The sequence below is a fragment of the Pseudomonas sp. TH07 genome, assembly GCF_016651285.1.
Classification (GTDB): domain Bacteria; phylum Pseudomonadota; class Gammaproteobacteria; order Pseudomonadales; family Pseudomonadaceae; genus Aquipseudomonas.
Map to the genome: position 1 here is coordinate 2,804,652 of NZ_JAEKED010000001.1, position 23,033 is coordinate 2,827,684.

Annotated in this window: 21 protein-coding genes and 1 pseudogene; 14 read left to right on the forward strand and 8 right to left on the reverse strand. The window is 61.7% G+C overall.

What is annotated here, in order from left to right; genetic code table 11:
* Positions 1-3: 3 nt before the first annotated feature.
* From JFU57_RS13075 to JFU57_RS13095, 5 genes are all read left to right on the forward strand, one after another.
* The gene (locus JFU57_RS13075; protein ID WP_078469938.1) at positions 4-663 is read left to right on the forward strand and encodes a FadR/GntR family transcriptional regulator; all 660 of its coding nucleotides are present in this window, start codon (positions 4-6) and stop codon (positions 661-663) included.
* Positions 653-1,969, forward strand: a complete 1,317-nt coding sequence (locus tag JFU57_RS13080; RefSeq protein ID WP_201129573.1) for a CynX/NimT family MFS transporter — start codon at positions 653-655, stop codon at positions 1,967-1,969. The genes JFU57_RS13075 and JFU57_RS13080 overlap by 11 nt, the downstream gene beginning before the upstream one ends.
* Before the next feature lie 99 nt (positions 1,970-2,068).
* Positions 2,069-2,539: a nuclear transport factor 2 family protein gene (locus tag JFU57_RS13085; protein ID WP_078469940.1), complete on the forward strand. Its 471-nt coding sequence runs from the start codon at positions 2,069-2,071 to the stop codon at positions 2,537-2,539.
* Positions 2,540-2,592: 53 nt separating this feature from the next.
* Positions 2,593-2,913, forward strand: coding sequence for a GIY-YIG nuclease family protein (locus tag JFU57_RS13090; RefSeq protein ID WP_078469941.1), 321 nt, complete (start codon positions 2,593-2,595; stop codon positions 2,911-2,913).
* An 87-nt stretch (positions 2,914-3,000) separates the two neighbouring features.
* On the forward strand, positions 3,001-3,936 hold the full coding sequence (locus JFU57_RS13095; protein ID WP_201129574.1) for a glutathione S-transferase family protein: 936 nt from the start codon (positions 3,001-3,003) through the stop codon (positions 3,934-3,936).
* A 22-nt stretch (positions 3,937-3,958) separates the two neighbouring features.
* Here JFU57_RS13095 and JFU57_RS13100 read toward each other — a convergent pair whose 3' ends face one another.
* Both JFU57_RS13100 and yejK read right to left on the reverse strand, forming a co-directional pair.
* Positions 3,959-4,309 carry a glutaredoxin family protein gene (locus JFU57_RS13100; protein WP_201129575.1) on the reverse strand — a complete coding sequence of 117 codons (351 nt, stop codon included), beginning with the start codon at positions 4,307-4,309 and terminating at the stop codon, positions 3,959-3,961.
* The gene (gene yejK, locus JFU57_RS13105) at positions 4,309-5,313 is read right to left on the reverse strand and encodes a nucleoid-associated protein YejK (RefSeq protein ID WP_078469944.1); all 1,005 of its coding nucleotides are present in this window, start codon (positions 5,311-5,313) and stop codon (positions 4,309-4,311) included. The genes JFU57_RS13100 and yejK overlap by 1 nt, the downstream gene beginning before the upstream one ends.
* Before the next feature lie 395 nt (positions 5,314-5,708).
* On the opposite strand from yejK, the gene JFU57_RS13110 reads away from it, so the two are divergent.
* Positions 5,709-5,990 carry an HU family DNA-binding protein gene (locus tag JFU57_RS13110; protein WP_003440137.1) on the forward strand — a complete coding sequence of 94 codons (282 nt, stop codon included), beginning with the start codon at positions 5,709-5,711 and terminating at the stop codon, positions 5,988-5,990.
* 63 nt (positions 5,991-6,053) lie between these two features.
* Here the strand turns inward: JFU57_RS13110 and rlmF are convergent, their stop codons facing one another.
* The 5 genes and pseudogenes from rlmF to JFU57_RS13135 all read right to left on the reverse strand — a co-directional run bounded on the left by rlmF (position 6,054) and on the right by JFU57_RS13135 (position 12,712).
* Positions 6,054-7,076, reverse strand: a complete 1,023-nt coding sequence (gene rlmF, locus JFU57_RS13115; RefSeq protein WP_201129576.1) for a 23S rRNA (adenine(1618)-N(6))-methyltransferase RlmF — start codon at positions 7,074-7,076, stop codon at positions 6,054-6,056.
* Positions 7,077-7,206: 130 nt separating this feature from the next.
* Complete coding sequence (locus JFU57_RS13120) at positions 7,207-10,053, reverse strand: valine--tRNA ligase (protein ID WP_201129580.1); 2,847 nt, start codon at positions 10,051-10,053, stop codon at positions 7,207-7,209.
* 256 nt (positions 10,054-10,309) lie between these two features.
* A pseudogene (locus tag JFU57_RS13125) lies at positions 10,310-10,725 on the reverse strand (DNA polymerase III subunit chi).
* A 7-nt stretch (positions 10,726-10,732) separates the two neighbouring features.
* Entirely contained in the window at positions 10,733-11,161 is a 429-nt protein-coding gene (locus JFU57_RS13130; RefSeq protein WP_201129581.1) for a DNA polymerase III subunit chi, read from the reverse strand.
* Positions 11,162-11,221: 60 nt separating this feature from the next.
* Positions 11,222-12,712, reverse strand: coding sequence for a leucyl aminopeptidase (locus JFU57_RS13135; RefSeq protein WP_078469949.1), 1,491 nt, complete (start codon positions 12,710-12,712; stop codon positions 11,222-11,224).
* A gap of 309 nt (positions 12,713-13,021) precedes the next feature.
* Here JFU57_RS13135 and lptF point away from each other — a divergent pair, with 309 nt between their 5' ends.
* The 8 genes from lptF (at position 13,022) to pdxJ (ending at position 21,362) form a co-directional block, all read left to right on the forward strand.
* Positions 13,022-14,140 (forward strand): LPS export ABC transporter permease LptF, encoded by a 1,119-nt coding sequence (gene lptF / locus JFU57_RS13140; RefSeq protein WP_078469950.1) that lies wholly within the window; start codon positions 13,022-13,024, stop codon positions 14,138-14,140.
* On the forward strand, positions 14,133-15,194 hold the full coding sequence (gene lptG, locus JFU57_RS13145) for an LPS export ABC transporter permease LptG (RefSeq protein WP_078469951.1): 1,062 nt from the start codon (positions 14,133-14,135) through the stop codon (positions 15,192-15,194). The genes lptF and lptG overlap by 8 nt, the downstream gene beginning before the upstream one ends.
* Before the next feature lie 171 nt (positions 15,195-15,365).
* On the forward strand, positions 15,366-17,165 hold the full coding sequence (lepA, locus tag JFU57_RS13150; RefSeq protein WP_020298957.1) for a translation elongation factor 4: 1,800 nt from the start codon (positions 15,366-15,368) through the stop codon (positions 17,163-17,165).
* 5 nt (positions 17,166-17,170) lie between these two features.
* Complete coding sequence (gene lepB, locus JFU57_RS13155; protein ID WP_020298958.1) at positions 17,171-18,025, forward strand: signal peptidase I; 855 nt, start codon at positions 17,171-17,173, stop codon at positions 18,023-18,025.
* Positions 18,026-18,228: 203 nt separating this feature from the next.
* Positions 18,229-18,918: a ribonuclease III gene (gene rnc, locus JFU57_RS13160; RefSeq protein ID WP_020298959.1), complete on the forward strand. Its 690-nt coding sequence runs from the start codon at positions 18,229-18,231 to the stop codon at positions 18,916-18,918.
* Positions 18,911-19,813 (forward strand): GTPase Era, encoded by a 903-nt coding sequence (gene era / locus JFU57_RS13165; RefSeq protein ID WP_020298960.1) that lies wholly within the window; start codon positions 18,911-18,913, stop codon positions 19,811-19,813. Before rnc ends, era begins: the two co-directional genes overlap by 8 nt.
* A gap of 66 nt (positions 19,814-19,879) precedes the next feature.
* Positions 19,880-20,569 carry a DNA repair protein RecO gene (recO, locus tag JFU57_RS13170; RefSeq protein ID WP_078469952.1) on the forward strand — a complete coding sequence of 230 codons (690 nt, stop codon included), beginning with the start codon at positions 19,880-19,882 and terminating at the stop codon, positions 20,567-20,569.
* Positions 20,570-20,618: 49 nt separating this feature from the next.
* The gene (gene pdxJ, locus JFU57_RS13175) at positions 20,619-21,362 is read left to right on the forward strand and encodes a pyridoxine 5'-phosphate synthase (protein ID WP_201129584.1); all 744 of its coding nucleotides are present in this window, start codon (positions 20,619-20,621) and stop codon (positions 21,360-21,362) included.
* A gap of 154 nt (positions 21,363-21,516) precedes the next feature.
* Here pdxJ and mltF read toward each other — a convergent pair whose 3' ends face one another.
* Positions 21,517-22,977: a membrane-bound lytic murein transglycosylase MltF gene (gene mltF, locus JFU57_RS13180; protein WP_078469953.1), complete on the reverse strand. Its 1,461-nt coding sequence runs from the start codon at positions 22,975-22,977 to the stop codon at positions 21,517-21,519.
* Positions 22,978-23,033: the final 56 nt, after the last annotated feature.

Below are 23,033 nucleotides of genomic sequence, written 5' to 3' on the forward strand. Positions count from 1 at the left end.
TTTATGTCAGATATTTCCCCGTTGGTGAAACGCTCCCTGGTTGACCAGGCTTTGGAGCAACTGCGCCTGCGCATCAATCATGGCGCCTGGAGCGTTGGTCAGCGCTTGCCTACCGAGCCGGAACTGGCTGCCGAACTGGGCATCAGCCGCAATACCGTGCGTGAAGCCATGCGCGTGCTGGCGTTTTCCGGGCTGATCGAGATCCGCCAGGGCGATGGCAGTTACCTGCGTGCCCTGGCCGACCCTCTGGACACCCTCAAGGCGCTGTCCGGCTGCACCCAGGAGCAGGCTCGGGAGACGCGGCAGATTCTCGAAGTCGAGGCCATTGGCCTGGCCGCGCTGCGCCGCACCGATGAGGACCTCAGGGCCCTGCGCGAAGCGCTCGCGGTCAGCGGTGCGCATTATCACGGCGACCTGGACAGTTACATCGCCTGCGACCTGGTGTTCCACGGGTTGCTGGTGGATGCCGCGCACAACCCGACCCTGAGCGAGCTGTACCGCTACTTCTCCAGCGTGGTCGGTGCCCAGTTGCGCAAGACCCTGAATATTTCTCCACGGCGTCAGCAGGTTTTCGACCTGCATGTGCAATTGCTCGATGCGGTGGAACAGCGTGACCCGGAGCGGGCCAAAGCCCTTTCCCGGCAGTTGATCAATGAACCTTGATACCGAGAAGCCCATGTCCAGTCACCAGGCCGACAACGCCACGCCATCCCCCAGCCGGCGTATGCCGGAACTTGAAGAACTGCTGATCGACGCCGAGGCCGATGACGGGCAGGTCCAGCACAGCCACCCGGTGCTGCGCCGCCCTTGGCTGTTGTTGCTGGGCTTGATCCTGGTGGCGTTGAACCTGCGTCCGGCGCTGTCGAGCATGGCGCCGCTGCTCAGCGACGTTTCTAAAAGCCTCGGCCTGTCAGCGGCCCAGGCCGGGTTACTGACCACCTTGCCGGTGCTCTGCCTGGGCCTGTTCGCGCCCCTGGCACCGTTGCTGGCACGGCGTTTCGGCGCCGAGCGAGTGGTGTTGGGGATTCTGCTGACCCTGGCGGGCGGGATTATCCTGCGCAGCAGCCTGGGCGAGTTCGGCCTGTTTGCCGGCAGCCTGCTGGCCGGCGCCAGCATCGGCGTGATCGGCGTCCTGTTGCCGGGCATCGTCAAGCGCGATTTTGCCAAGCACGCTGGCACCATGACCGGGGTCTACACCATGGCGCTGTGCCTGGGCGCGGCCATGGCGGCCGGGGCCACGGTGCCGCTCAGCCATCATTTCAGTGACAGCTGGGCCATGGGCCTGGGGTTCTGGGTGCTGCCGGCGCTGGTGGCGGCAGTGTTCTGGCTGCCCCAGGTCGGCAAGAAGCAGGGCGCACATCATGCGGCCTACCGCGTGCGTGGTCTGTTGCGGGACCCGCTGGCTTGGCAGGTGACCCTCTACATGGGCCTGCAATCATCCCTGGCCTACATCGTTTTTGGCTGGTTGCCGTCGATTCTGATTGGCCGTGGCCTGACCCCGACCCAGGCTGGGCTGGTGTTGTCCGGTTCGGTGATCGTGCAACTGGCCAGCTCCCTGGCGGCGCCCTGGCTGGCGACCCGTGGCAAGGACCAGCGCCTGGCGATCGTGATTGTCATGCTGCTGACCCTGGGCGGCCTGTTCGGTTGCCTGTATGCGCCGATCGACGGGCTGTGGGGCTGGGCGATCCTGCTCGGGCTGGGGCAGGGCGGGACGTTCAGCCTGGCCCTGACCCTGATTGTGCTGCGTTCTCGCGACGCTCATGTGGCGGCCAACCTGTCGGGCATGGCCCAGGGCATCGGTTACACCCTGGCCTCGATGGGGCCATTCGCAGTCGGTCTGGTGCATGACTGGACCGGCGGCTGGACGGCCCTGGGCTGGATCTTCGGGGTGATCGGCCTGGGGGCCATCGCTGCCGGCCTGGGTGCCGGTCGCTCGCTGTTTGTGCAGGTCGAAAGCGAAAAAATCTGACCCGCACCACTCTCGGTATTCCCGCCACGAATGCCGATAGTGTTCTGCGCGTGGGCAGATTATTGTGCGCATCATATTTTGATCGTTCGGAGCCTGCCCATGAGTGATGCCCACAGCGCCTTGATTACCACCTTCTATCAAGCGTTCCAGCGCCTGGATGCCGAGGCCATGGCTGCCTGCTATACCGACGATGTGCTGTTCAGCGACCCGGCCTTCGGCGAGTTGCGCGGGCGCGATGCCGGCGACATGTGGCGCCTGCTCACGACCCGGGCCAAGGACTTTTCCCTGACGTTCGACAACGTCCGCGCCGATGAGCGCACCGGCGGCGCGCACTGGGTCGCGACTTACCTGTTTAGCCAGACCGGCAACATCGTGGTCAACGATATCCAGGCGCGCTTCGTGTTTCGTGACGGCAAGATCTGCGAGCACCACGATCACTTCGACCTGTGGCGTTGGGCGCGGCAGGCGTTGGGCACCAAGGGCCTGCTGCTGGGCTGGACGCCGCTGGTCAAAAACGCAGTGCGCGGCCAGGCCCTGAAAGGCTTGAAGGCGTTCCAGGCCGGTCGTTGAGGCGCGTCCTCTGCTAAGATCGCGGCTTGTTGTCCACAAGCCCTGATCGTCACGTGAGCACCCCCAGCCCAATCCCCTGCGCCGAACCCGAACCTGCCGCCGTGGCCAGCAAACCCTGGTTTGTGTACCTGGTCAGGGCGGCCAACGGTTCGTTGTACTGCGGCATCAGCGACGACCCGCACAAGCGTTTTGCCAAGCATCAGAGCGGCAAGGGCGCGCGCTTCTTCCTTTCCAGCCCGGCGGTGGCCCTGGTGTACACCGAAGTCTGCCGCGACAAGAGTGATGCGTTGCGCCAGGAGCGGCTGATCAAAAAGCTTCGAAAAAGCGCCAAGGAATGCCTGGTGGCCTCGGCCGGCCCGGGCTTATCACCCTGACTGATAAGTTCCCATCAGGCGCATCTGTAGGCCGCCGGGGATTTGCGCGCTAAGCTGGTTTTTCCTACTTATCCGGCGGACTGCAGCATGTCAGAGTTGATTCTCCATCATTACCCGACTTCTCCTTTTGCGGAAAAAGCACGCCTGCTGCTGGGCTTCAAGGGCCTGTCCTGGCGCTCGGTGAAGATTTCCCCGGTGATGCCAAAACCTGATCTGACGGCGCTGACCGGTGGTTATCGCAAGACGCCGGTGTTGCAGGTGGGGGCCGATATCTATTGCGACACCGCCCTGATCGCCCGTCGCCTGGAGCAGGAAAAGGCCGCGCCGACGTTGTACCCCGAAGGCCAGGAACTGGTGGTTGCCGCGTTCGCCGCGTGGGCCGATTCGGTGGTGTTCCAGCATGCGGTGAGCCTGGTGTTCCAGCCGGAATCGGTCGCCGTGCGTTTTGGCAAGTTGTCGCCGGAAGCGATCAAGGCCTTTCTCGCAGACCGCGCCGGGCTGTTCAGTGGCGGCAGTGCCACCCGCGTCTCTGCTGAGCAGGCCAAGCATCAGTGGCCGACCCTCATGGCTCGCCTCGAGCAGCAACTGCAGCGCGAGCAGGGCGACTTTCTGTTCGGCGAGCCCTCGATTGCCGACTTCGCCCTGGCGCATCCGCTGTGGTTCCTCAAGGCGACGCCGGTCACTGCACCTCTGGTCGATGCCTACCCTGCGGTAAGCGCCTGGCACGCGCGGGTAATGGGCTTCGGCCATGGCGCCGCCAGCGACATGAGCGCCGAGGAAGCGCTGGAGGTAGCCCGCACGGCCACGCCGGCGGCGCTGCCGGCCGAGCCGTTCATCGACCCCAATGGCTTCAAGCCCGGGCAGCAGGTGCTGATTGCGGCGACCGACTACGGCGTCGACCCGGTGCTGGGGGAGTTGGTGTTCGCGGGTAGCGAGGAACTGATCCTGCGTCGCGAAGACCCCCGTGGCGGTGTGGTGCATGTGCACTTTCCGCGCCTGGGCTTTCGCATCGAAGCCCAGTAAGCGAGGGCAAATGGCGGCGCTGTTACTTCAGCGCCGCCATGATGGCCTCGGGGTCATAGGTGCGGATCAAGCTACCGTTGACATACAGGATCGGAATGCCGCGCCCGCCCAGGGCCTCATAGGCACTGCGCGCCTGGGCGTCTTTTTCGATATCGAACTCGCGGTAAGCAATGCCCTTCTGATCGAGGAAGCGCCGGGTGGCCTTGCAGTATCCGCACCAGTCAGTGGCATAGAGCACGACCCGGGCGTTGGCCCGGACCTGCTCCGATGCCATCCCCGACGGGTTGAACAGGCGTTCGATCTTGCCCCAGTTCTGATACAGGACTACCACCAGCAGGATCAGCAGTACCTTTTTCAGTACGCCGCCCACCATCAGTTACGCCGTTTGAGCTGATCGGTCAGTTGGGTCGGCAGGCCTTTGATGATCAGTGTCCCGGCCTCTTCGTCGTATTCGATCTTCGAGCCCAGCAGGTGGGCTTCAAAACTGATGGACAGGCCCTCGGCGCGCCCGGTGAAGCGGCGGAACTGATTGAGGGTGCGTTTATCGGCAGGGATTTCCGGCGACAGGCCGTAGTCCTTGTTGCGGATATGGTCGTAGAAAGCTTTGGGGCGGTCTTCGTCGATCAGCTCCGAGAGCTCTTCCAGGCCCATGGGTTCGCCGAGTTTGGCCTGGCTGCTGGCGTAGTCGACCAGGGTCTTGGTCTTTTCCCGGGCGTCTTCTTCGGGCAGGTCTTCGCTTTCGACGAAATCACTGAAGGCCTTGAGCAGGGTCCGGGTTTCGCCGGGGCCGTCGACGCCTTCCTGGCAGCCGATAAAGTCACGGAAGTATTCCGAGACCTTTTTGCCGTTCTTGCCCTTGATGAACGAGATGTACTGCTTGGACTGCTTGTTGTTCTGCCATTCGGAAATGTTGATCCGCGCGGCCAGGTGCAGTTGGCCCAGGTCCAGATGGCGCGAGGGGGTCACGTCCAGCTGGTCGGTGACCGCCACGCCTTCGCTGTGGTGCAGCAGGGCGATCGCCAGGTAGTCGGTCATGCCTTGCTGATAATGAGCGAACAACACATGGCCGCCGACCGACAGGTTGGACTCTTCCATCAGCTTCTGCAGATGTTCGACCGCAACCCGGCTGAATGCGGTGAAGTCCTTGCCGCCATCGAGGTACTCCTTCAGCCAGCCGCTGAAGGGGTGCGCCCCGGATTCGGCATGGAACAGACCCCAGGCCTTGCCCTGTTTGGCGTTATAGCTTTCGTTGAGGTCGGCAAGCATGTTTTCGATCGCCGCGGACTCGGCCAGTTCGGAGTCGCGGGCATGAAGAACTGCAGGGGTGCCGTCGGGTTTTTTGTCGATCAGGTGGACGATGCAATGACGGATCGGCATGGGCTTCTCGGCTGGTTGGCTGGGGGAGGGCGGGCTCCCCGAAAAAGTGCCCAGTGTACCGCACCTGCTGGTTTTGGCGGTGTTTGCCGGGACAGGAATGGCCCGACCCCGGGGCTTATGCAATTTTTTACGGATTTAGAGCAATAAAGCTGACCAAATGGCTAGGTAGAGGCGGATATTTCCCCGTCTCTGTGCTAGTTTTGCCCCGTCTTACGCGATGTATCAGCGTTAAGCGTGCATTCAGCATTTGTCAGGTCGAACCAAACCCTGATTTCGGTATCTATAACCCCGATCTGTCGTGGTTGTAACCGGGGTGCCAGATCCAAAAGATCTGGCTCGATGGCTGACACTGCACTCTGCAATCCAAATGAATTTGATAGGGAAGGAACACCACAATGGCTATTACTAAAGACCAACTGATCGCTGATATCGCTGAAGCTATCGACGCGCCGAAAACCACCGCGCGTAACGCACTGGACCAACTGGCCCAAATCGTTGCTGATCAATTGGAAAATGGCGGCGAAATCACTCTGCCAGGTATCGGCAAGCTGAAAGTGACCGAGCGTCCTGCCCGTACTGGCCGTAACCCATCGACTGGCGCTGCCATCGAAATCGCTGCCAAGAAAGTTATCAAGCTGGTCGTGGCTAAAGGCCTGACCGACGCTGTTAACAAGTAAGACGCAGCAAAAAAAACCGTGCTCCGGAGCGATCCGGGCACGGTTTTTTGTTGCCTGCAGCTTTTAGTCCTTGCGCACCCAGCGCTGGCGCCAGATCTGTTGTTCGCTCGGCGTCTGGAAGGTCCAGGCGACAAATCGACTCTGCTTCTGCCCCTGGGACATCTCCACCACCTGGCTCTCCAGCACCCCGGCCTTCTTCAGCGCAGTCTGAATCGCCGGCAGGTTGGACGCTTTCGACACCAGGGTGCTGAACCACAGCACTTTGTGCTGGAAGTGTGCGCTCTCTGCGATCAACTGGGTCACAAACCGCGCCTCGCCACCTTCGCACCACAGTTCAGCCGATTGGCCGCCGAAGTTCAGCACTGGCAATTTGCGTTTCGGGTCGGCGCGGCCCAGGGCCCGCCATTTACGTTCGCTGCCTTTGGTCGCTTCATCCATGGAGGCATGGAAGGGCGGGTTGCACATGGTCAGGTCAAAGCGCTCGCCCGGCTCCAGGAGGCCCAGCAGAATGTGCTTGGGATTGCTTTGCTGGCGCAGTTGAATGGCCTTGCTCAGCCCGTTGGACTGCACGATCGCCTTGGCGGCGGCCACGGCTGTCGGGTCGATTTCCGAGCCGAGGAAGTGCCAGCGGTAGTCGCTGTAGCCGATCAGCGGGTAGACGCAGTTGGCGCCCATGCCGATGTCCAGCACCTTGACCGGCGCGCCACGGGGGATCACGCCTTCGTTGACGCTGGCCAGCAAGTCGGCGAGGAAGTGCACGTAGTCGGCACGCCCTGGCACCGGCGGGCACAGGTAATCGGCCGGGATATCCCAGTGCTTGATGCCGTAGAAGGCCTTGAGCAGCGCGCGGTTGAACACCCGTACCGCGTCGGGGCTGGCGAAGTCGATACTTTCCTTGCCGTACGGGTTGATGATCACGAACTGCGCCAGCTCCGGCGTGGTCTTGATCAGGGCCGGGAAGTCGTAGCGGCCCTGATGGCGGTTACGCGGGTGCAGGGTGGCCTCTTTCCGGGGCACGACGGCCTTGGCCGGGGTGGCGGGTTTTGGCTTCTTGCGCGGTGCTTTGGGTGTGCTGGGGGCGGTCATGGGCTGCGTCGATTCTGGGCTTGTTTCAAAAGTGGCGGCTATTGTCCCATATTCCTGGGCAAGCCCGGTCAAAAGTGGCCGCCCATAAAAAAAGAGACCCGAAGGTCTCTTTTTTCACTCGGGTCCCACCTTACAGGCTGGAAATCCGTGCGTGCTGCTCAGCCAGCTTGCCCAGAGCCTGTTCGGCTTCGGCCAGTTTGGCGCGTTCCTTGTCGATGACTTCGGCCGGGGCCTTGTCGACGAACGAGGCATTGGACAGCTTGCCGCCGACCCGCTGCACTTCGCCTTGCAGGCGCTGGATTTCCTTGTCCAGGCGTGCCAGTTCGGTGCCCTTGTCGATCAGGCCCGCCATGGACACCAGCACTTCCATCTCGCCGACCAGGGCGGTGGCGGACAGCGGTGCTTCTGCGCCTGCGGCCAATACGGTGATCGACTCCAGCTTCGCCAGCTTCTTGAGCAGTGCATCGTTCTCGGTGAGACGACGCTGATCTTCGGTGCTGGCATTTTTCACGAACACTGCCAGCGGCTTGCCTGGACCGATGTTCATTTCGGCGCGGATGTTGCGGGTGCCGAGCATCAGGTTCTTGAGCCACTCGATATCGCTTTCGGCGGCCTCGTCGATGCGTGCTTCATTGGCCACCGGCCAAGGCTGCAGCATGATGGTCTTGCCCGTGCTACCTGCCAGCGGCGCGAGGCGCTGCCAGATTTCTTCGGTGATGAACGGCATGAACGGGTGAGCCAGGCGCAAGGCCACTTCGAGCACTCGGACCAGGGTGCGACGGGTGCCGCGCTGGCGTTCGACCGGCGCGTTCTCGTCCCACAGCACAGGCTTGGACAGTTCCAGGTACCAGTCGCAGTACTGGTTCCAGATGAACTCGTACAGCGCCTGGGCAGCCAGGTCGAAACGGAACTGGTCGAGCTGGCGAGTGACTTCGGTTTCGGTGCGTTGCAACTGCGAGATGATCCAGCGATCAGCCAGGGAGAGCTCGTAGGCCTCGCCGTTCTGGCCGCAGTCTTCGCCCTTGTCCAGCACGTAGCGCGCGGCGTTCCAGATCTTGTTGCAGAAGTTGCGATAACCCTCGACGCGGCCCATGTCGAACTTGATGTCGCGACCGGTGGACGCCAGGGAGCAGAACGTGAAGCGCAGGGCGTCGGTGCCATAGCTGGCGATACCGTCGGCGAATTCGGCGCGGGTCTGCTTCTCGATGGACTTCTGCAGTTTTGGCTGCATCAGGCCGGTGGTGCGTTTCTGCACCAGGGCTTCGAGCTCGATGCCGTCGATGATGTCCAGCGGGTCCAGGACGTTGCCCTTGGACTTGGACATCTTCTGGCCCTGGCCATCGCGGACCAGGCCGTGGACGTACACGGTCTTGAATGGAACCTGCGGTGTGCCGTCCTCGTTTTTCACCAGGTGCATGGTGAGCATGATCATCCGGGCAACCCAGAAGAAAATGATGTCGAAACCGGTCACCAGCACGTCAGTCGGGTGGAAGGTCTTGAGGAAGTCGGTCTGCTCCGGCCAGCCCAGGGTGGAGAAGGTCCACAGGCCCGAACTGAACCAGGTGTCGAGCACGTCGTTGTCCTGCTGCAGGGCAACGTCCGGGCCGAGGTTGTGCTTGGCCCGTACTTCGGCTTCATCGCGGCCTACGTAGACCTTGCCCGACTCGTCGTACCAGGCCGGAATCCGGTGGCCCCACCACAGCTGGCGGCTGATGCACCAATCCTGGATGTCGCGCATCCAGGAGAAGTACATGTTTTCGTATTGTTTCGGCACGAAGGCGATGCGACCGTCTTCCACTGCCGCGATGGCAGGTTCTGCCAGGGGCTTGGTGGAGACATACCACTGGTCGGTCAGCCACGGCTCGATGATGGTCCCGGAGCGGTCGCCCTTGGGCACCTTCAGGGCGTGATCATCGACGCTGACCAGTAGGCCGGCGGCGTCGAATGCGGCAACGATCTGCTTGCGCGCTTCGAAGCGGTCGAGGCCGGCGTACTCGGCCGGGATCTTGCCGTCGATGCTTTCGTTGAGCGTTCCATCCAGGTTGAACACCTGGCAGGCCGACAACACGGCAGCGTTCTTGTCGAAGATGTTGAGCAGCGGCAGGTTGTGGCGCTTGCCGACTTCATAGTCGTTGAAGTCGTGGGCCGGGGTGATCTTCACGCAGCCGGTGCCGAATTCAGGGTCGCAGTAGTCGTCAGCGATGATCGGGATGCGACGACCTACCAGCGGCAGTTCGACGAACTTGCCGATCAGGGCCTTGTAGCGCTCATCTTCCGGGTTCACGGCCACGGCGGAGTCGCCGAGCATGGTTTCCGGACGGGTGGTGGCGACGATCAGGTAGTCCTGGCCTTCAGCGGTCTTGGCGCCGTCGGCCAGCGGGTACTTGAGGTTCCACAGGAAGCCTTTCTCGTCGTGGTTTTCCACTTCGAGGTCGGAAATCGCCGTGTGCAGCTTGGTGTCCCAGTTGACCAGGCGCTTGCCGCGGTAGATCAGGCCGTCTTCGTGCAGGCGCACGAAAGCTTCTTTGACTGCTTCCGAGAGGCCGTCGTCCATGGTGAAGCGCTCGCGGCTCCAGTCCACGGAGGAACCCAGGCGGCGGATCTGGCGGCTGATGTTGCCACCGGACTGATCCTTCCACTCCCAGACTTTTTCCAGGAATTTCTCCCGGCCCAGGTCATGACGATTCTGGCCCTGGGCTTCGATCTGACGCTCTACCAGCATTTGCGTGGCGATACCGGCGTGGTCGGTACCCGGTTGCCACAGGGTGTTGCGACCCTGCATGCGGCGGAAGCGGATCAAGGCGTCCATGATCGCGTTGTTGAAGCCATGGCCCATGTGCAGGCTGCCAGTGACGTTCGGCGGCGGAATCATGATGGTGTAGGAGTCGCCCGCGCCTTGCGGGGCGAAGTAGTTCTCGGACTCCCAAGTCTGGTACCAGGAAGTTTCAATGGCGTGCGGCTGGTAGGTCTTATCCATGCGCGGCGGGACCCTATTGGCATTTATTCAGGAAAGCCGGCAAGTATAGCGGAGGCGCCCGCCAGCAAGCTACCGGCCAGCCGCATGCGCAGGCGTGACCGGGAAAGCAGTGGCGTTGCTTGTGGTCAGCGGCGCCTACGAAATCGGCCTGTAGCCGCTGCCGCAGGCTGCGCTGGTCGGGACTGACGCTAGAGAACTACCTGATGGAACAAGGGCGTTGCGGATGACCCGCGCAGCCTCGCAAGCTCGGCCGGCGCTAAAGGTTATTCAGCAGCCGTTCCATACGTGCTTCGAGGCGGCGTTTGATTTCGGTTTCGATATGGGGGCAAAGTCGTCGATCACGTCTTGCATGATCAACTGCGCTGCGGCGCGCAGCTCGCGGTCCAGGTGCAGCAGGGCGTCCGGGCCGGAGTTGGCGACAGGTGCTGCCACTGCCGGGGTGGGCGCTGGTGTAGGGGCTGGGGCCTCGACGGGTGCGGCGGGGGCGGGCTCAACGGCGGCCTCGGGCTGCTTGCCGCCGACCATGTCGAACAGCAGGGGGATTTGCACGTCGCCGTTCACGGTCTCAGTGAGCAGCGGCGGTTGCAGGTTGTCATCGCCGAGCAGTTGGCGGATCGACTCGAGGTCGTCCAGCAGGTGCGCGGACTTTTGCTGCGGTTTTGGAGTGTCCATCGGGTGCTCAGAGTCGCTGTAAACGGTGATCTTGCAGAGGATAGCCCTGTTCGCGATAGAAACGGAAACTCTCGCGGGCGGCCTGACGAATCGTCGGGTCTTCCACCACGACTTCGGCGATCCGGGCAAACGCCTTGGCAAAGCCCGGGACTTTCAGGTCCAGGTTCACCAGCAGATCCTGGTGGGCGCCGCAGTCATCGCCCAGGCCAAGGACAATCAAGCCCTCTGGCTCGCTTTCGGCGGGGCCGTGGGGCACGAAGGTCTCACCTTTGAAGCGCCACAGGCGGGCATCCAGGTCTTCGCGCTGGGCGGCATCGCTGCAATGCAGGTAGATGCGGTGGCCCATGCGCCAGGCTTTTTCCGTGAGCTTGCAGGCAAAATCCAGGCGCGCTGAAGGATCCGCGCTGGGAAGGATATAAAAGTCGACTTTGGTCATTGCGATTCCTGAGCCTGGGCTGGCGCCGCCCGCAAGCGGCGCCGACCGAGGTCATGGGTTTCAGGCTTTGGCGCGATCCAGCAGGTACTGGGTCAGCAGGGGAACCGGACGGCCAGTGGCGCCCTTGTCCTTGCCGCCGCTGGTCCAGGCGGTGCCGGCGATGTCCAGGTGCGCCCAGTTCAGATTCTTGGTGAAGCGCGACAGGAAGCAGGCCGCCGTGATGGTGCCGGCTTTCGGCCCACCAATGTTGGCGATGTCGGCGAATGGGCTGTCCAGTTGCTCCTGGTACTCGTCGAACAGCGGCAGTTGCCAGGCGCGGTCGTCAGCTTGCTGGCCGGCGCTCAAGAGTTGGCCAATCAGCTCGTCGTTGTTGCCCAGCAGGCCGGAGGTGTGGGAACCCAGGGCTACGATGCAGGCACCGGTCAGGGTGGCGATATCGATCACCGATTGCGGCTTGAAGCGTTCGGCGTAGGTCAGGGCGTCGCACAGCACCAGGCGGCCTTCGGCGTCGGTGTTGAGGATCTCCACGGTCTGGCCGCTCAGGGTGGTGACGATGTCGCCCGGACGCGCCGCGCCGCCGCTTGGCATGTTCTCGGCGCAGGCCAGGATGCACACCAGATTGATCGGCAACTTGAGCTCGAGGACCGCGCGCAGGGTACCGAAGACGCTGGCTGCGCCGCCCATGTCGTACTTCATTTCATCCATGCCCGCGCCCGGCTTGAGGCTGATGCCGCCGGTGTCGAAGGTGATGCCTTTGCCGACCAGGGCAAACGGCTTCTCGGATTTCTTGCCGCCGTTGTATTGCATGACGATCAGGCGTGGAGGCTGGTCGCTGCCCTGACCCACGGCATAGAACGAGCCCATGCCCAGTTCCTTGATCTTTTTCTCGTCGAACACTTCGACTTTCAGGCCCTTGAACTCTTTACCCAGGGCCTTGGCCTGTTCGCCGAGGAAGGTCGGGTGGCAGATGTTCGGCGGCAGGTTGCCCAGGTCGCGGGTGAAAGCCATGCCATTGGCGATGGCCGTGGCGTGGGTGACTGCGCGCTGGACTTCAGCCTGGGCGGCCTTGATGGTCAGCAGGGTGATTTTCTTCAGGGCGCGGGGTTCGGCCTTCTGGCTCTTGAACTGGTCGAAGACATAGCCGCCATCGACCAGGGTTTCGGCCAGCAGCCGGGACTTGCCGTAGCTGTCGCGGCCCTTGACCACCACTTCGTCCAGTGCCAGCACGGCATCACTGCCGCCCAGGCCCTTGAGGGTATTGAGTACGCCGCTGGCGATTTTACGGAACGGGCGGTCGCCGAGTTCAGCGTCCTTGCCGATGCCGACCAGCAGCAGGCGTTCGGCCTTGAGGTTGGCCACGTTGTGCAGCAGCAGGCTTTGGCCGACCTTGCCGGTCAGGTCGCCGCGCTTGAGGACGGCGCTGATGGCGCCGCCGCTGAGTTCGTCGAGTTGGCTGGCGACCGTGCCGAGCTTGCGGCCTTCGCCGATGGCGACCACCAGAGTGGCGGTCTTCAAGGTTTCTGGGCTAACGCTTTTTACAACCAGTTCCATGTCCGGATCCCTGAGGTAATGGTCAAAGAGCGCAAGGTCGATGCCCTGCGCGGGGCGTATCTATATATAGAAGAAAGTATCGTCAGCCAGCGACGACAAAGCCGCCAGTTTGAACCTCGCCGCCCGAGCCTGACAACCCTCCAGCGTGCGAACTTCGCCGCTTTAGAGGCCTGCATGAGCATGTGCAGTGACAGGCGCACGCATTCACAGGATAATGCGCCATCTTTTTTCGGCGGCCTGCCTTGGCGGGCCGGCTCGATACGTTTGCTTGTTTGGCCGCCTTAGCCTGACAGCCCTGGAGTGTCTGGTTTGATCGTCTTTCGTTATCTATCTCGCGAAGTCCTGCTGACCCTGAGCGCCGTGAGCGCGGTGCTGCTGGTCATCATCATGAGCGGGCGCTTCGTCAAATACCTGGCCCAAGCTGCCTCGGGAGCGCTGGATCCGGGTTCGCTGTTCCTGATCATGGGCTTTCGTCTGCCCGGGTTCCTGCAATTGATTCTGCCGCTGGGCCTGTTCCTCGGCATTCTCCTGGCCTATGGCCGGCTGTACCTCGAAAGTGAAATGACCGTGCTCTCGGCCACGGGCATGAGCCAGCAGCGCCTGCTGGGCATGACCATGATTCCGGCCACGCTGATCGCCGTGCTGGTCGGTTGGTTGAGCCTGGGCCTGGCGCCGCAGGGAGCGAACCAGTTCCAGCTGCTGCTCAACAAGCAGGACGCCATGACCGAGTTCGACACCTTGGTGCCGGGTCGCTTCCAGGCGCTCAACGACGGTACTCGTGTGACCTACACCGAGCAGTTGTCCGAGGACCGGGCCAATCTGGGCGGCGTGTTCATTTCGGAAAAACGCCTGAACAAGGACAAGAAGGACCAGGGGATTTCGGTGCTGGTCGCCGAAAAAGGCCACCAGGACATCCGTCCGGACGGCAACCGCTACCTGATTCTGGAAAACGGCTATCGCTATGACGGCAACCCGGGCGAGGCCAATTACCGGGTGATCAAGTACGACACCTACGGCGTATTGCTGGCCAAGCCGGACGTCAGTGACGAAGTCACCGACCGCGACGCCATGCCGACCCGCGACCTGTTCGGCAAGACCGACCTGCGGGCCGTGGCCGAGTTGCAATGGCGCCTGTCGCTGCCGTTGCTGGTGTTTATCGTGACCCTGATGGCCGTGCCGTTGGCGCGGGTCAACCCGCGGCAGGGGCGTTTCCTCAAGCTGATTCCGGCGATTCTTCTTTATATGGCTTACCTGACTATCCTGATTGCCGCCCGTGGTTCCCTGGAGAAGGGCAAGCTGTCGCCAGTGCTGGGCCTATGGGGGGTGCATGTGTTGTTCCTGCTGGTCGGCCTGGCCCTGCTGTATTGGGAGCCTTTGCGCTTGAAACTGGCGAGTCGCCGCAGCGTGCAGGAGATGGCCCGTGGTTAAGCTCGATCGCTACATTGGTAGCAGTGTATTCATGGCCATCCTGGCGGTGCTGGGGATTATTCTCGGCCTGGCTTCGTTGTTCGCCTTTATCGATGAGATGGGCAGTGTCAGCGACAGCTATACCGTGATGGACGTGCTGGGCTTCGTGTTGCTGACCGCGCCGCGTCGGGTGTACGAGATGCTGCCGATGGCGGCGCTGATCGGCTGCCTGATCGGCCTGGGCAGCCTGGCCAGCAACAGCGAACTGACCATCATGCGTGCGGCCGGTGTTTCGGTCGGGCGTATCGTCTGGGCGGTGATGAAGCCGATGCTGGTGCTGATGCTGGTCGGCGTGCTGGTGGGTGAGTACGTGGCGCCCGCCACCGAAAGCCAGGCCCAGGCCAACCGCGCCCTGGCCCAGGGTTCGGGCGATGCGCAAAGCTCCAAGCACGGCCTGTGGCACCGCCAGGGTGATGAATTCATCCACATCAACGCGGTCCAGCCCAATGGTTTGCTGTACGGCGTGACCCGTTACCACTTCGACAAGGAACGCCACCTGCTGTCCTCGAGCTTCGCCAAGCATGCCAAGTTCGACAAGGATTACTGGCAGCTGACGGATGTCACCACCACCTACTTCCGTGAAGGCCACACCGAGGTCATCAGCACCCCGGATGAGCGTTGGGACGTAGCGTTGAGCCCGCAATTGCTGAGCACTGTGGTCATGGCCCCGGAATCACTGTCGATCACCGGTCTGTGGGGTTATATCCACTATCTGGCGGACCAGGGCCTGAACAACGGCCGGTACTGGCTGGCCTTCTGGGTCAAGGTGCTGCAACCGCTGGTCACCGCCGCCCTGGTGCTGATGGCGATTTCCTTCATTTTCGGGCCTTTGCGCTCGGTAACCCTGGGGCAGCGGGTGTTCACCGGGGTGCTGGTGGGCTTTACCTTCCGCATCGCCCAGGACTTGCTGGGGCCGTCGAGCCTGGTGTTCGGCTTCTCGCCGCTGTTCGCGGTGCTGGTGCCCGCCGCTATTTGCACCCTGGCCGGCTTCTGGTTGTTGCGTCGCGCCGGTTGATGACGCCGCCGCCAGGCGCTGCAGGATGACAAACGCCCCGGTCGCAAGATCGGGGCGTTTGCGCATTTGCCGGTGGCTGACAGGCGAACGTGACGCTAGCGCGGTGTTTCAGGTACAATTCCCGGCTATTTTTCGGCGGGCTATGCCTGCAGCCTTTTTGAGTGTTGACCTGTGAGTGATTTGAGTCATATCCGCAATTTCTCCATCATCGCCCACATTGACCATGGCAAGTCGACTCTGGCTGATCGCTTCATCCAGATGTGCGGCGGCCTGGCCGAACGCGAAATGGAAGCCCAGGTCCTGGACTCCATGGACCTTGAGCGTGAGCGCGGTATCACCATCAAGGCCCACAGTGTCACCCTGTATTACACCGCCCGCGATGGCATCAAGTACCAGCTGAACTTCATTGATACCCCGGGCCACGTCGATTTCACCTATGAAGTCAGCCGGTCGCTGGCGGCCTGTGAAGGTGCATTGCTGGTGGTGGATGCCGGCCAAGGCGTTGAAGCGCAGTCGGTTGCCAACTGCTACACGGCGATCGAGCAGGGCCTGGAAGTCATGCCCGTCCTGAACAAGATCGACCTGCCCCAGGCCGATCCGGATCGGGTCAAGGAAGAAATCGAGAAAATCATCGGCATCGATGCCACCGACGCGGTCGAGTGCAGTGCCAAGACCGGTCTGGGCGTCGATGAAGTGCTCGAGCGTCTGGTCAAGACCATTCCTGCGCCAACCGGCAACTACGAAGATCCGCTGCAAGCGTTGATCATCGACTCCTGGTTCGACAACTACCTGGGCGTTGTGTCCCTGGTGCGTGTGCGCCATGGCCGAGTGAAGAAGGGCGACAAGATCCTGGTCAAATCCACCGGCAAGATCCACTTGGTGGATAGCGTCGGTGTATTCAACCCGAAACACACCGCCACCACCGACCTCAAGGCCGGTGAAGTGGGCTTCATCATCGCCGGTATCAAGGACATTCACGGTGCGCCAGTGGGCGATACCCTGACCCTGAGTTCGACGCCCGATGTCGATGTGCTGCCAGGCTTCAAGCGGATTCAGCCGCAGGTCTACGCCGGTTTGTTCCCGGTCAGCTCCGACGACTTCGAAGACTTCCGTGAGGCCCTGCAGAAGCTCACCCTGAACGACTCGTCGCTGCAGTACACCCCGGAAAGCTCCGACGCCCTGGGCTTCGGCTTCCGTTGCGGGTTCCTCGGCATGCTGCACATGGAAATCATCCAGGAGCGCCTCGAACGCGAGTACGACCTGGACCTGATCACCACCGCGCCGACCGTTATTTTCGAGCTGTTGCTGAAAACCGGTGAAACGATTTACGTCGACAACCCGTCCAAGCTCCCAGACTTGTCGTCCATTGAAGACATGCGCGAGCCAATCGTTCGCGCCAATATTCTTGTGCCGCAAGAGCACCTGGGCAACGTCATTACCCTGTGTATCGAAAAACGTGGCGTGCAGCACGACATGCTGTTCCTCGGCTCCCAAGTCCAGGTGACCTACGATTTGCCGATGAACGAAGTGGTCCTGGACTTCTTCGATCGTCTCAAATCCACCAGCCGTGGTTATGCTTCGCTGGATTACCATTTCGATCGTTATCAGTCGGCTAATCTGGTGAAACTGGATGTGCTGATCAACGGTGACAAGGTCGACGCTCTGGCGCTGATCGTGCACAAGGATAACGCGCACTACAAAGGTCGCCAGTTGACCGAGAAGATGAAAGAACTGATTCCGCGCCAGATGTTCGACGTCGCGATCCAGGCCGCCATTGGCGGGCAGATCATTGCGCGGACCTCCGTCAAGGCACTCAGAAAGAACGTATTGGCCAAATGCTACGGTGGTGACGTTAGCCGTAAGCGCAAGCTGTTGGAAAAGCAGAAGGCCGGTAAAAAACGCATGAAGCAAGTCGGTAACGTGGAAATTCCACAAGAAGCCTTCCTTGCAGTGCTCAGGTTGGATAGTTAGGTCCTATGTCACTAAATTTCCCGCTGTTGCTGGTCATCGCTGTCGCCGTTTGCGGTTTCCTGGCGTTGCTCGATCTGATTTTTCTGGCGCCACGTCGGCGTGCGGCCATCGCCAACTATCAGGGCAGCGTCAGCGAGCCGGATGGGGTGGTGGTCGAGAAACTGAATAAAGAGCCTTTGCTGGTTGAATACGGCAAGTCGTTCTTTCCGGTGCTGTTCATCGTATTGGTGCTGCGTTCGTTTCTGGTGGAACCGTTCCAGATCCCTTCGGGCTCGATGATGCCAACCCTGGATGTAGGCGACTTCATCCTGGTGAACAAGTTTTCTTATGGGATCCGCCTGCCGGTGATCGACAAGAAAGTCATCGAAGTCGGTGATCCGAAACGCGGCGATGTGATGGTGTTTCGCTACCCGAGCGACCCCAACGTCAACTACATCAAGCGTGTAGTCGGCCTGCCGGGTGATGAAGTGCGCTACACCAGTGACAAGAAGCTGTTCATCAATGGTCAGCCGGTCGCTGAACTGTTGGTGGGCTCGCAGCCCGGTAGCCTGGGCAGTGCGGAGCTGTACAAGGAAAAACTCGGCGAAGTCGAGCACCTGATTCGCAAAGAGATGAGTCGCTACCACGCCCCGACCGATGGTCAGTGGGTGGTCCCCGCCGGTCATTACTTCATGATGGGCGACAACCGCGACAACTCCAACGACAGCCGTTACTGGGATGATCCGAGCATTCCCAAAGACTTGCTGGGCATGGTTCCCGACAAGAATATCGTCGGCAAGGCCTTTGCAGTCTGGATGAGCTGGCCCGAACCGAAACTCAGCCACCTGCCGAATTTCTCGCGGGTTGGCCTGATCAAGTAATCACACCCACGGCGCTGTTGAACACAGCGCCGAATGCTTTTCTGGAGCGGGGATAACGGCGAACGACCGGGATCGCCCAGGCGCCAGAAGCATGCAGTCAACGATATTCAGGATGTGCATTTGAACACTGCGTTAATTGCCACAGGCACTGTATGCCTCCCTATGGTGGTGAAATTCGACCACGAACTCAGCGTGGGTAAACCGTGAGCGTTTCTTTGAGCCGTCTCGAGCGTCAGCTCGGCTACACCTTCAAGGACCAGGAACTGATGATCCTGGCCCTCACTCACCGCAGCTTTGCCGGGCGCAACAATGAGCGCCTGGAATTCCTCGGTGATGCCATTCTCAACTTCGTGGCCGGCGAGGCGCTGTTCGAGCGTTTCCCCCAGGCTCGCGAAGGCCAGTTGTCGCGTTTGCGCGCGCGCCTGGTAAAAGGTGAAACACTGGCCGTACTGGCCCGTGGTTTCGACCTGGGCGAGTACTTGCGCCTGGGGTCCGGTGAGTTGAAGAGCGGCGGTTTTCGTCGTGAGTCGATCCTTGCCGATGCCCTGGAAGCCTTGATCGGTGCGATCTACCTGGATGCCGGCATGGACGCAGCGCGCGACCGCGTGCTGGCCTGGCTGACCTCCGAGTTCGACAGCCTGACGCTGGTCGACACCAACAAAGATCCCAAGACCCGCCTGCAGGAATTCCTGCAATCGCGTGCCTGCGACCTGCCGCGTTACGAAGTGGTGGATATCCAGGGTGAGCCCCATTGCCGGACGTTCTTCGTCGAATGTGAAATCACCTTACTGAATGAAAAAAGCCGAGGTCAGGGTGTCAGCCGTCGTATTGCCGAACAGGTAGCGGCCGCTGCAGCACTGATTGCCCTGGGCGTGGAGAATGGCCATGACTGATTCAACTGCAACACGCTGTGGCTATGTCGCCATCGTCGGCCGCCCGAACGTGGGCAAATCGACGCTGCTCAACCACATCCTCGGACAGAAGCTGGCCATCACCTCGCGCAAGCCGCAGACCACCCGTCACAACATGCTCGGGATCAAGACCGAGGGCGCTGTCCAGGCGATCTACGTCGACACCCCAGGCATGCACAAAGGTGGCGAAAAGGCCCTCAACCGCTACATGAACAAGACCGCTTCGGCGGCGTTGAAAGACGTCGACGTGGTGATCTTCGTGGTTGATCGCACCAAGTGGACCGACGAAGACCAGATGGTTCTCGAGCGCGTACAGTACGTGACCGGCCCGCTGATCGTCGCGCTGAACAAGACCGATCGCATCGAAGACAAGGCCGAGCTGATGCCGCACCTGTCCTGGTTGCAGGAGCAGTTGCCGAACGCGCAGATCATGCCGATCTCGGCCCAGCACGGGCACAACCTCGAAGCGCTGGAGCGAGTGATCGCCGAGCACCTGCCGGAAAACGATCACTTCTTCCCTGAAGACCAGATCACTGACCGCAGCAGCCGCTTTCTCGCCGCGGAGCTGGTGCGCGAGAAGATCATGCGCCAGATGGGGGCCGAGCTGCCGTACCAGATCACCGTGGAAATCGAAGAATTCAAGCAGCAGGGCAAAACCCTGCATATTCATGCGCTGATTCTCGTCGAACGCGATGGCCAGAAGAAAATCATCATTGGTGACAAGGGTGAGCGCATCAAGCGCATCGGCACCGAGGCGCGCAAGGATATGGAAGTGCTGTTCGACTCCAAAATCATGCTCAACCTGTGGGTCAAGGTCAAAGGCGGCTGGTCCGACGACGAGCGCGCCCTGCGTTCCCTGGGCTACGGCGACCTGTAATAGCGCCGGCTCTTGGAGTGGGGGAGTGCGCTCCCTCACCCTCTCTCACCTGAGAACCGGACACTGATGTCTACCCACCCCCCCGTCGGCCAGCCCGCTTATGTCCTGCACAGTCGCGCCTACCGCGAAACCAGTGCCCTGGTCGACTTCCTCACGCCCCAAGGCCGCCTGCGTGCGGTACTGCGCAGTGCGCGCGGCAAGGCCGGAACCCTGGCCCGGCCATTCGTGCCACTGGAAGTCGAGTTTCGCGGGCGCGGCGAGCTGAAGAACGTCGGGCGCATGGAAAGTGCCGGCGTCTCCACCTGGCTCAATGGCGAGGCTCTGTTCAGCGGACTCTACCTCAATGAACTGCTGATTCGTCTGTTGCCTGCCGAGGATCCTCATCCGGCGGTCTTCGATCACTATGCCGCGACCTTGCTGGCCCTGGCCGAGGGGCGTCCCCTGGAGCCCTTGTTGCGGGCGTTCGAGTGGCGGCTGCTGGATGACCTGGGCTACGGCTTTGCCCTGGACAGCGATATCCATGGCCAGCCGATAGATGCCAAGGGCCTGTACCGCCTGCAAGTGGATGCCGGGCTGGAGCAGGTTTACCTGTTGCAGCCGGGGTTGTTCAACGGCACCGAGCTGCTGGCCATGGCCGAGGCCGACTGGAGCGCCCCCGGTGCGCTGTCGGCCGCCAAGCGCTTGATGCGCCAGGCCCTGGCGGTGCACCTGGGCGGTCGGCCATTGGTCAGTCGCGAGTTGTTTCGCAAGCCCTGATCACCCCGTATGCTGTGCGCCGAATCTTCATTTATTCAGGAGCGCTTCCGTGACCACCAGCAATCGCATTCTTCTTGGCGTGAACATCGACCACGTCGCCACCTTGCGTCAGGCGCGGGGCACCCGTTATCCCGATCCGGTCAAGGCCGCGCTGGATGCAGAAGAGGCGGGCGCTGACGGCATCACCGTGCACCTGCGCGAAGACCGGCGGCACATCCAGGAGCGCGACGTCGTGCTGCTCAAGGACGTGCTGCAGACCCGCATGAATTTCGAGATGGGCGTTACCGAGGAAATGATGGCGTTCGCCGAACGCATCCGTCCGGCACACATCTGCCTGGTCCCGGAAACCCGCCAGGAACTGACCACCGAGGGCGGTCTGGATGTCGCAGGCCAGGAAGAGCGAATCAAGGCCGCGGTCGAGCGCCTGTCGAAAACCGGCGCCGAAGTGTCGTTGTTCATCGACGCGGATGAGCGGCAGATCGAAGCTTCCCGCCGTGTCGGCGCCCCGGCCATCGAGCTGCACACCGGGCGCTACGCCGATGCGCAGACCCCAACCGAGGTCGCGCAAGAGCTGCAGCGTGTGGCTGAGGGCGTGGCAATCGGCTTGGCTCAAGGGCTGATCGTCAATGCCGGGCACGGCCTGCATTACCACAACGTCGAGGCGGTGGCGGCAATCAAGGGCATCAACGAACTGAACATCGGTCACGCCCTGGTGGCCCATGCCTTGTTCGTCGGCTTCAAAGGCGCCGTGGCGGAAATGAAGGCCCTGATCCTGGCCGCCGCCAAAGCCTGACCCAACTCTGTAGCTGCTGCCGACAGGCTCGGGCCGCGTTCGGACGCTGGCCGTGCCGGGCGCTGTGGGGTGTCAGGTAGATTGATGCGTTGCGGATGGCCAGCGCAGCCTCGCGGGCTCGGCAGCGGCTACGGGATGTATTGAGAGCGGGGCTTTAGAGCGGTGGGTTTTCCGCCGGGGGCTTGGTCTTGTCGACGCCGGGCACGTGCAGATTGCCTTCAGCCACCTGGTCGCCTTCCAGCTGCGGCTGCGTGACCCAGGTCAGGATGTCGTAGTAGCGCCGGATGTTGGCCACAAAGTGCACCGGCTCACCGCCCCGGGCGTAGCCGTAACGGGTCTTGCTGTACCACTGTTTCTGCGACAGCCGTGGCAGCATTTTCTTCACGTCCAGCCACTTGTTGGGGTTGAGCCCCTCTTTCTCCGCCAGCTTGCGCGCGTCGTCCAGGTGGCCGGTGCCGACGTTATAGGCGGCGAGGGCGAACCAGGTGCGATCCGGTTCCTCGATCTTGTCGTCCAGTTGTTCCTTGATATAGGCCAGGTACTTGGCCCCGCCGCTGATGCTCTGCTTGGGGTCCAGGCGGTTGGACACGCCCATGGCCTGGGCGGTGTTTTGCGTCAGCATCATCAGGCCGCGCACGCCGGTCTTGGACGTCACCGCGGGCTGCCACATGGATTCCTGGTAGCCGACCGCTGCCAGCAGGCGCCAGTCGACTTTCTCCTGCTTGGCCGAGGCCTTGAAGTGCTTCTCGTATTTGGGCAAACGCTGCTGCAGGTGCTGGGCAAAGGTGTAGGCGCCCACGTAGCCCAGAACATCCACGTGCCCGTAGTAGCGATCTTTCAGGCGCTGCAGGGTGCCGTTCTTCTGCACCTTGTCGAGGTAGGCGTTGATCTCGTTGAGCAGACTGTTGTCTTCGCCGGCGGCCACGGCCCAGCTCTGGTTGCTGGCGTCGCCGAGGTCGAAGGCCACGCGCACGTTGGGAAAGTACACCTGGTTCATCGCCACTTCGTTGGAGTCGACCAGGGTCAGGTCGATCTGCCCTTCGTCGACCATGCGCAACAGGTCGACCACTTCCACCGCGTCCGATTCTTCGTATTCGATGCCGGGGTACTTCAGCTTCAGATCGGCCAGTTGCTCGGCGTGGGTGCTGCCCTTGAGCACCATGATGTGCTTGCCCACCAGGTCGGCGGCGTTGGTCGGCCGGGACTGGCCGTTGCGATAGATGATCTGCGGGGTGACTTCAAGGTAAGGATGGGAAAACCTGACTTGTTGCTGGCGTTTCTCGCTGCTGACCAGACCGGCAGCAGCCAGCACCGGGCCGTTAGGTTTACCCAGCTGGCCAAAAAGGTCATCGAGGTTGTCGGCGGTTTCGATCTTCAGCTCAACGCCCAGATCGTCGGCGAAGCGTTTCACCAGCTCGTATTCGAAGCCGGTTTCGCCATTGCGATCCTGAAAGTAGGTGGCCGGGCTGTTACGGGTGACCACCCGCAGCACACCATCCTCCTTTATACGCTCCAGGGTGCTGGGTTTTTCAACACAGGCACCGAGCATCAGGAAGAGTCCGGTTGCGATGAGCCATCTGGCACAGCGCGGACGTAAAGCCATAGGGGAAAACATTTGCGCAGTATACGCAAAGGACCACGGCCGCCATATCTCGACAGATAAGGGCTGGT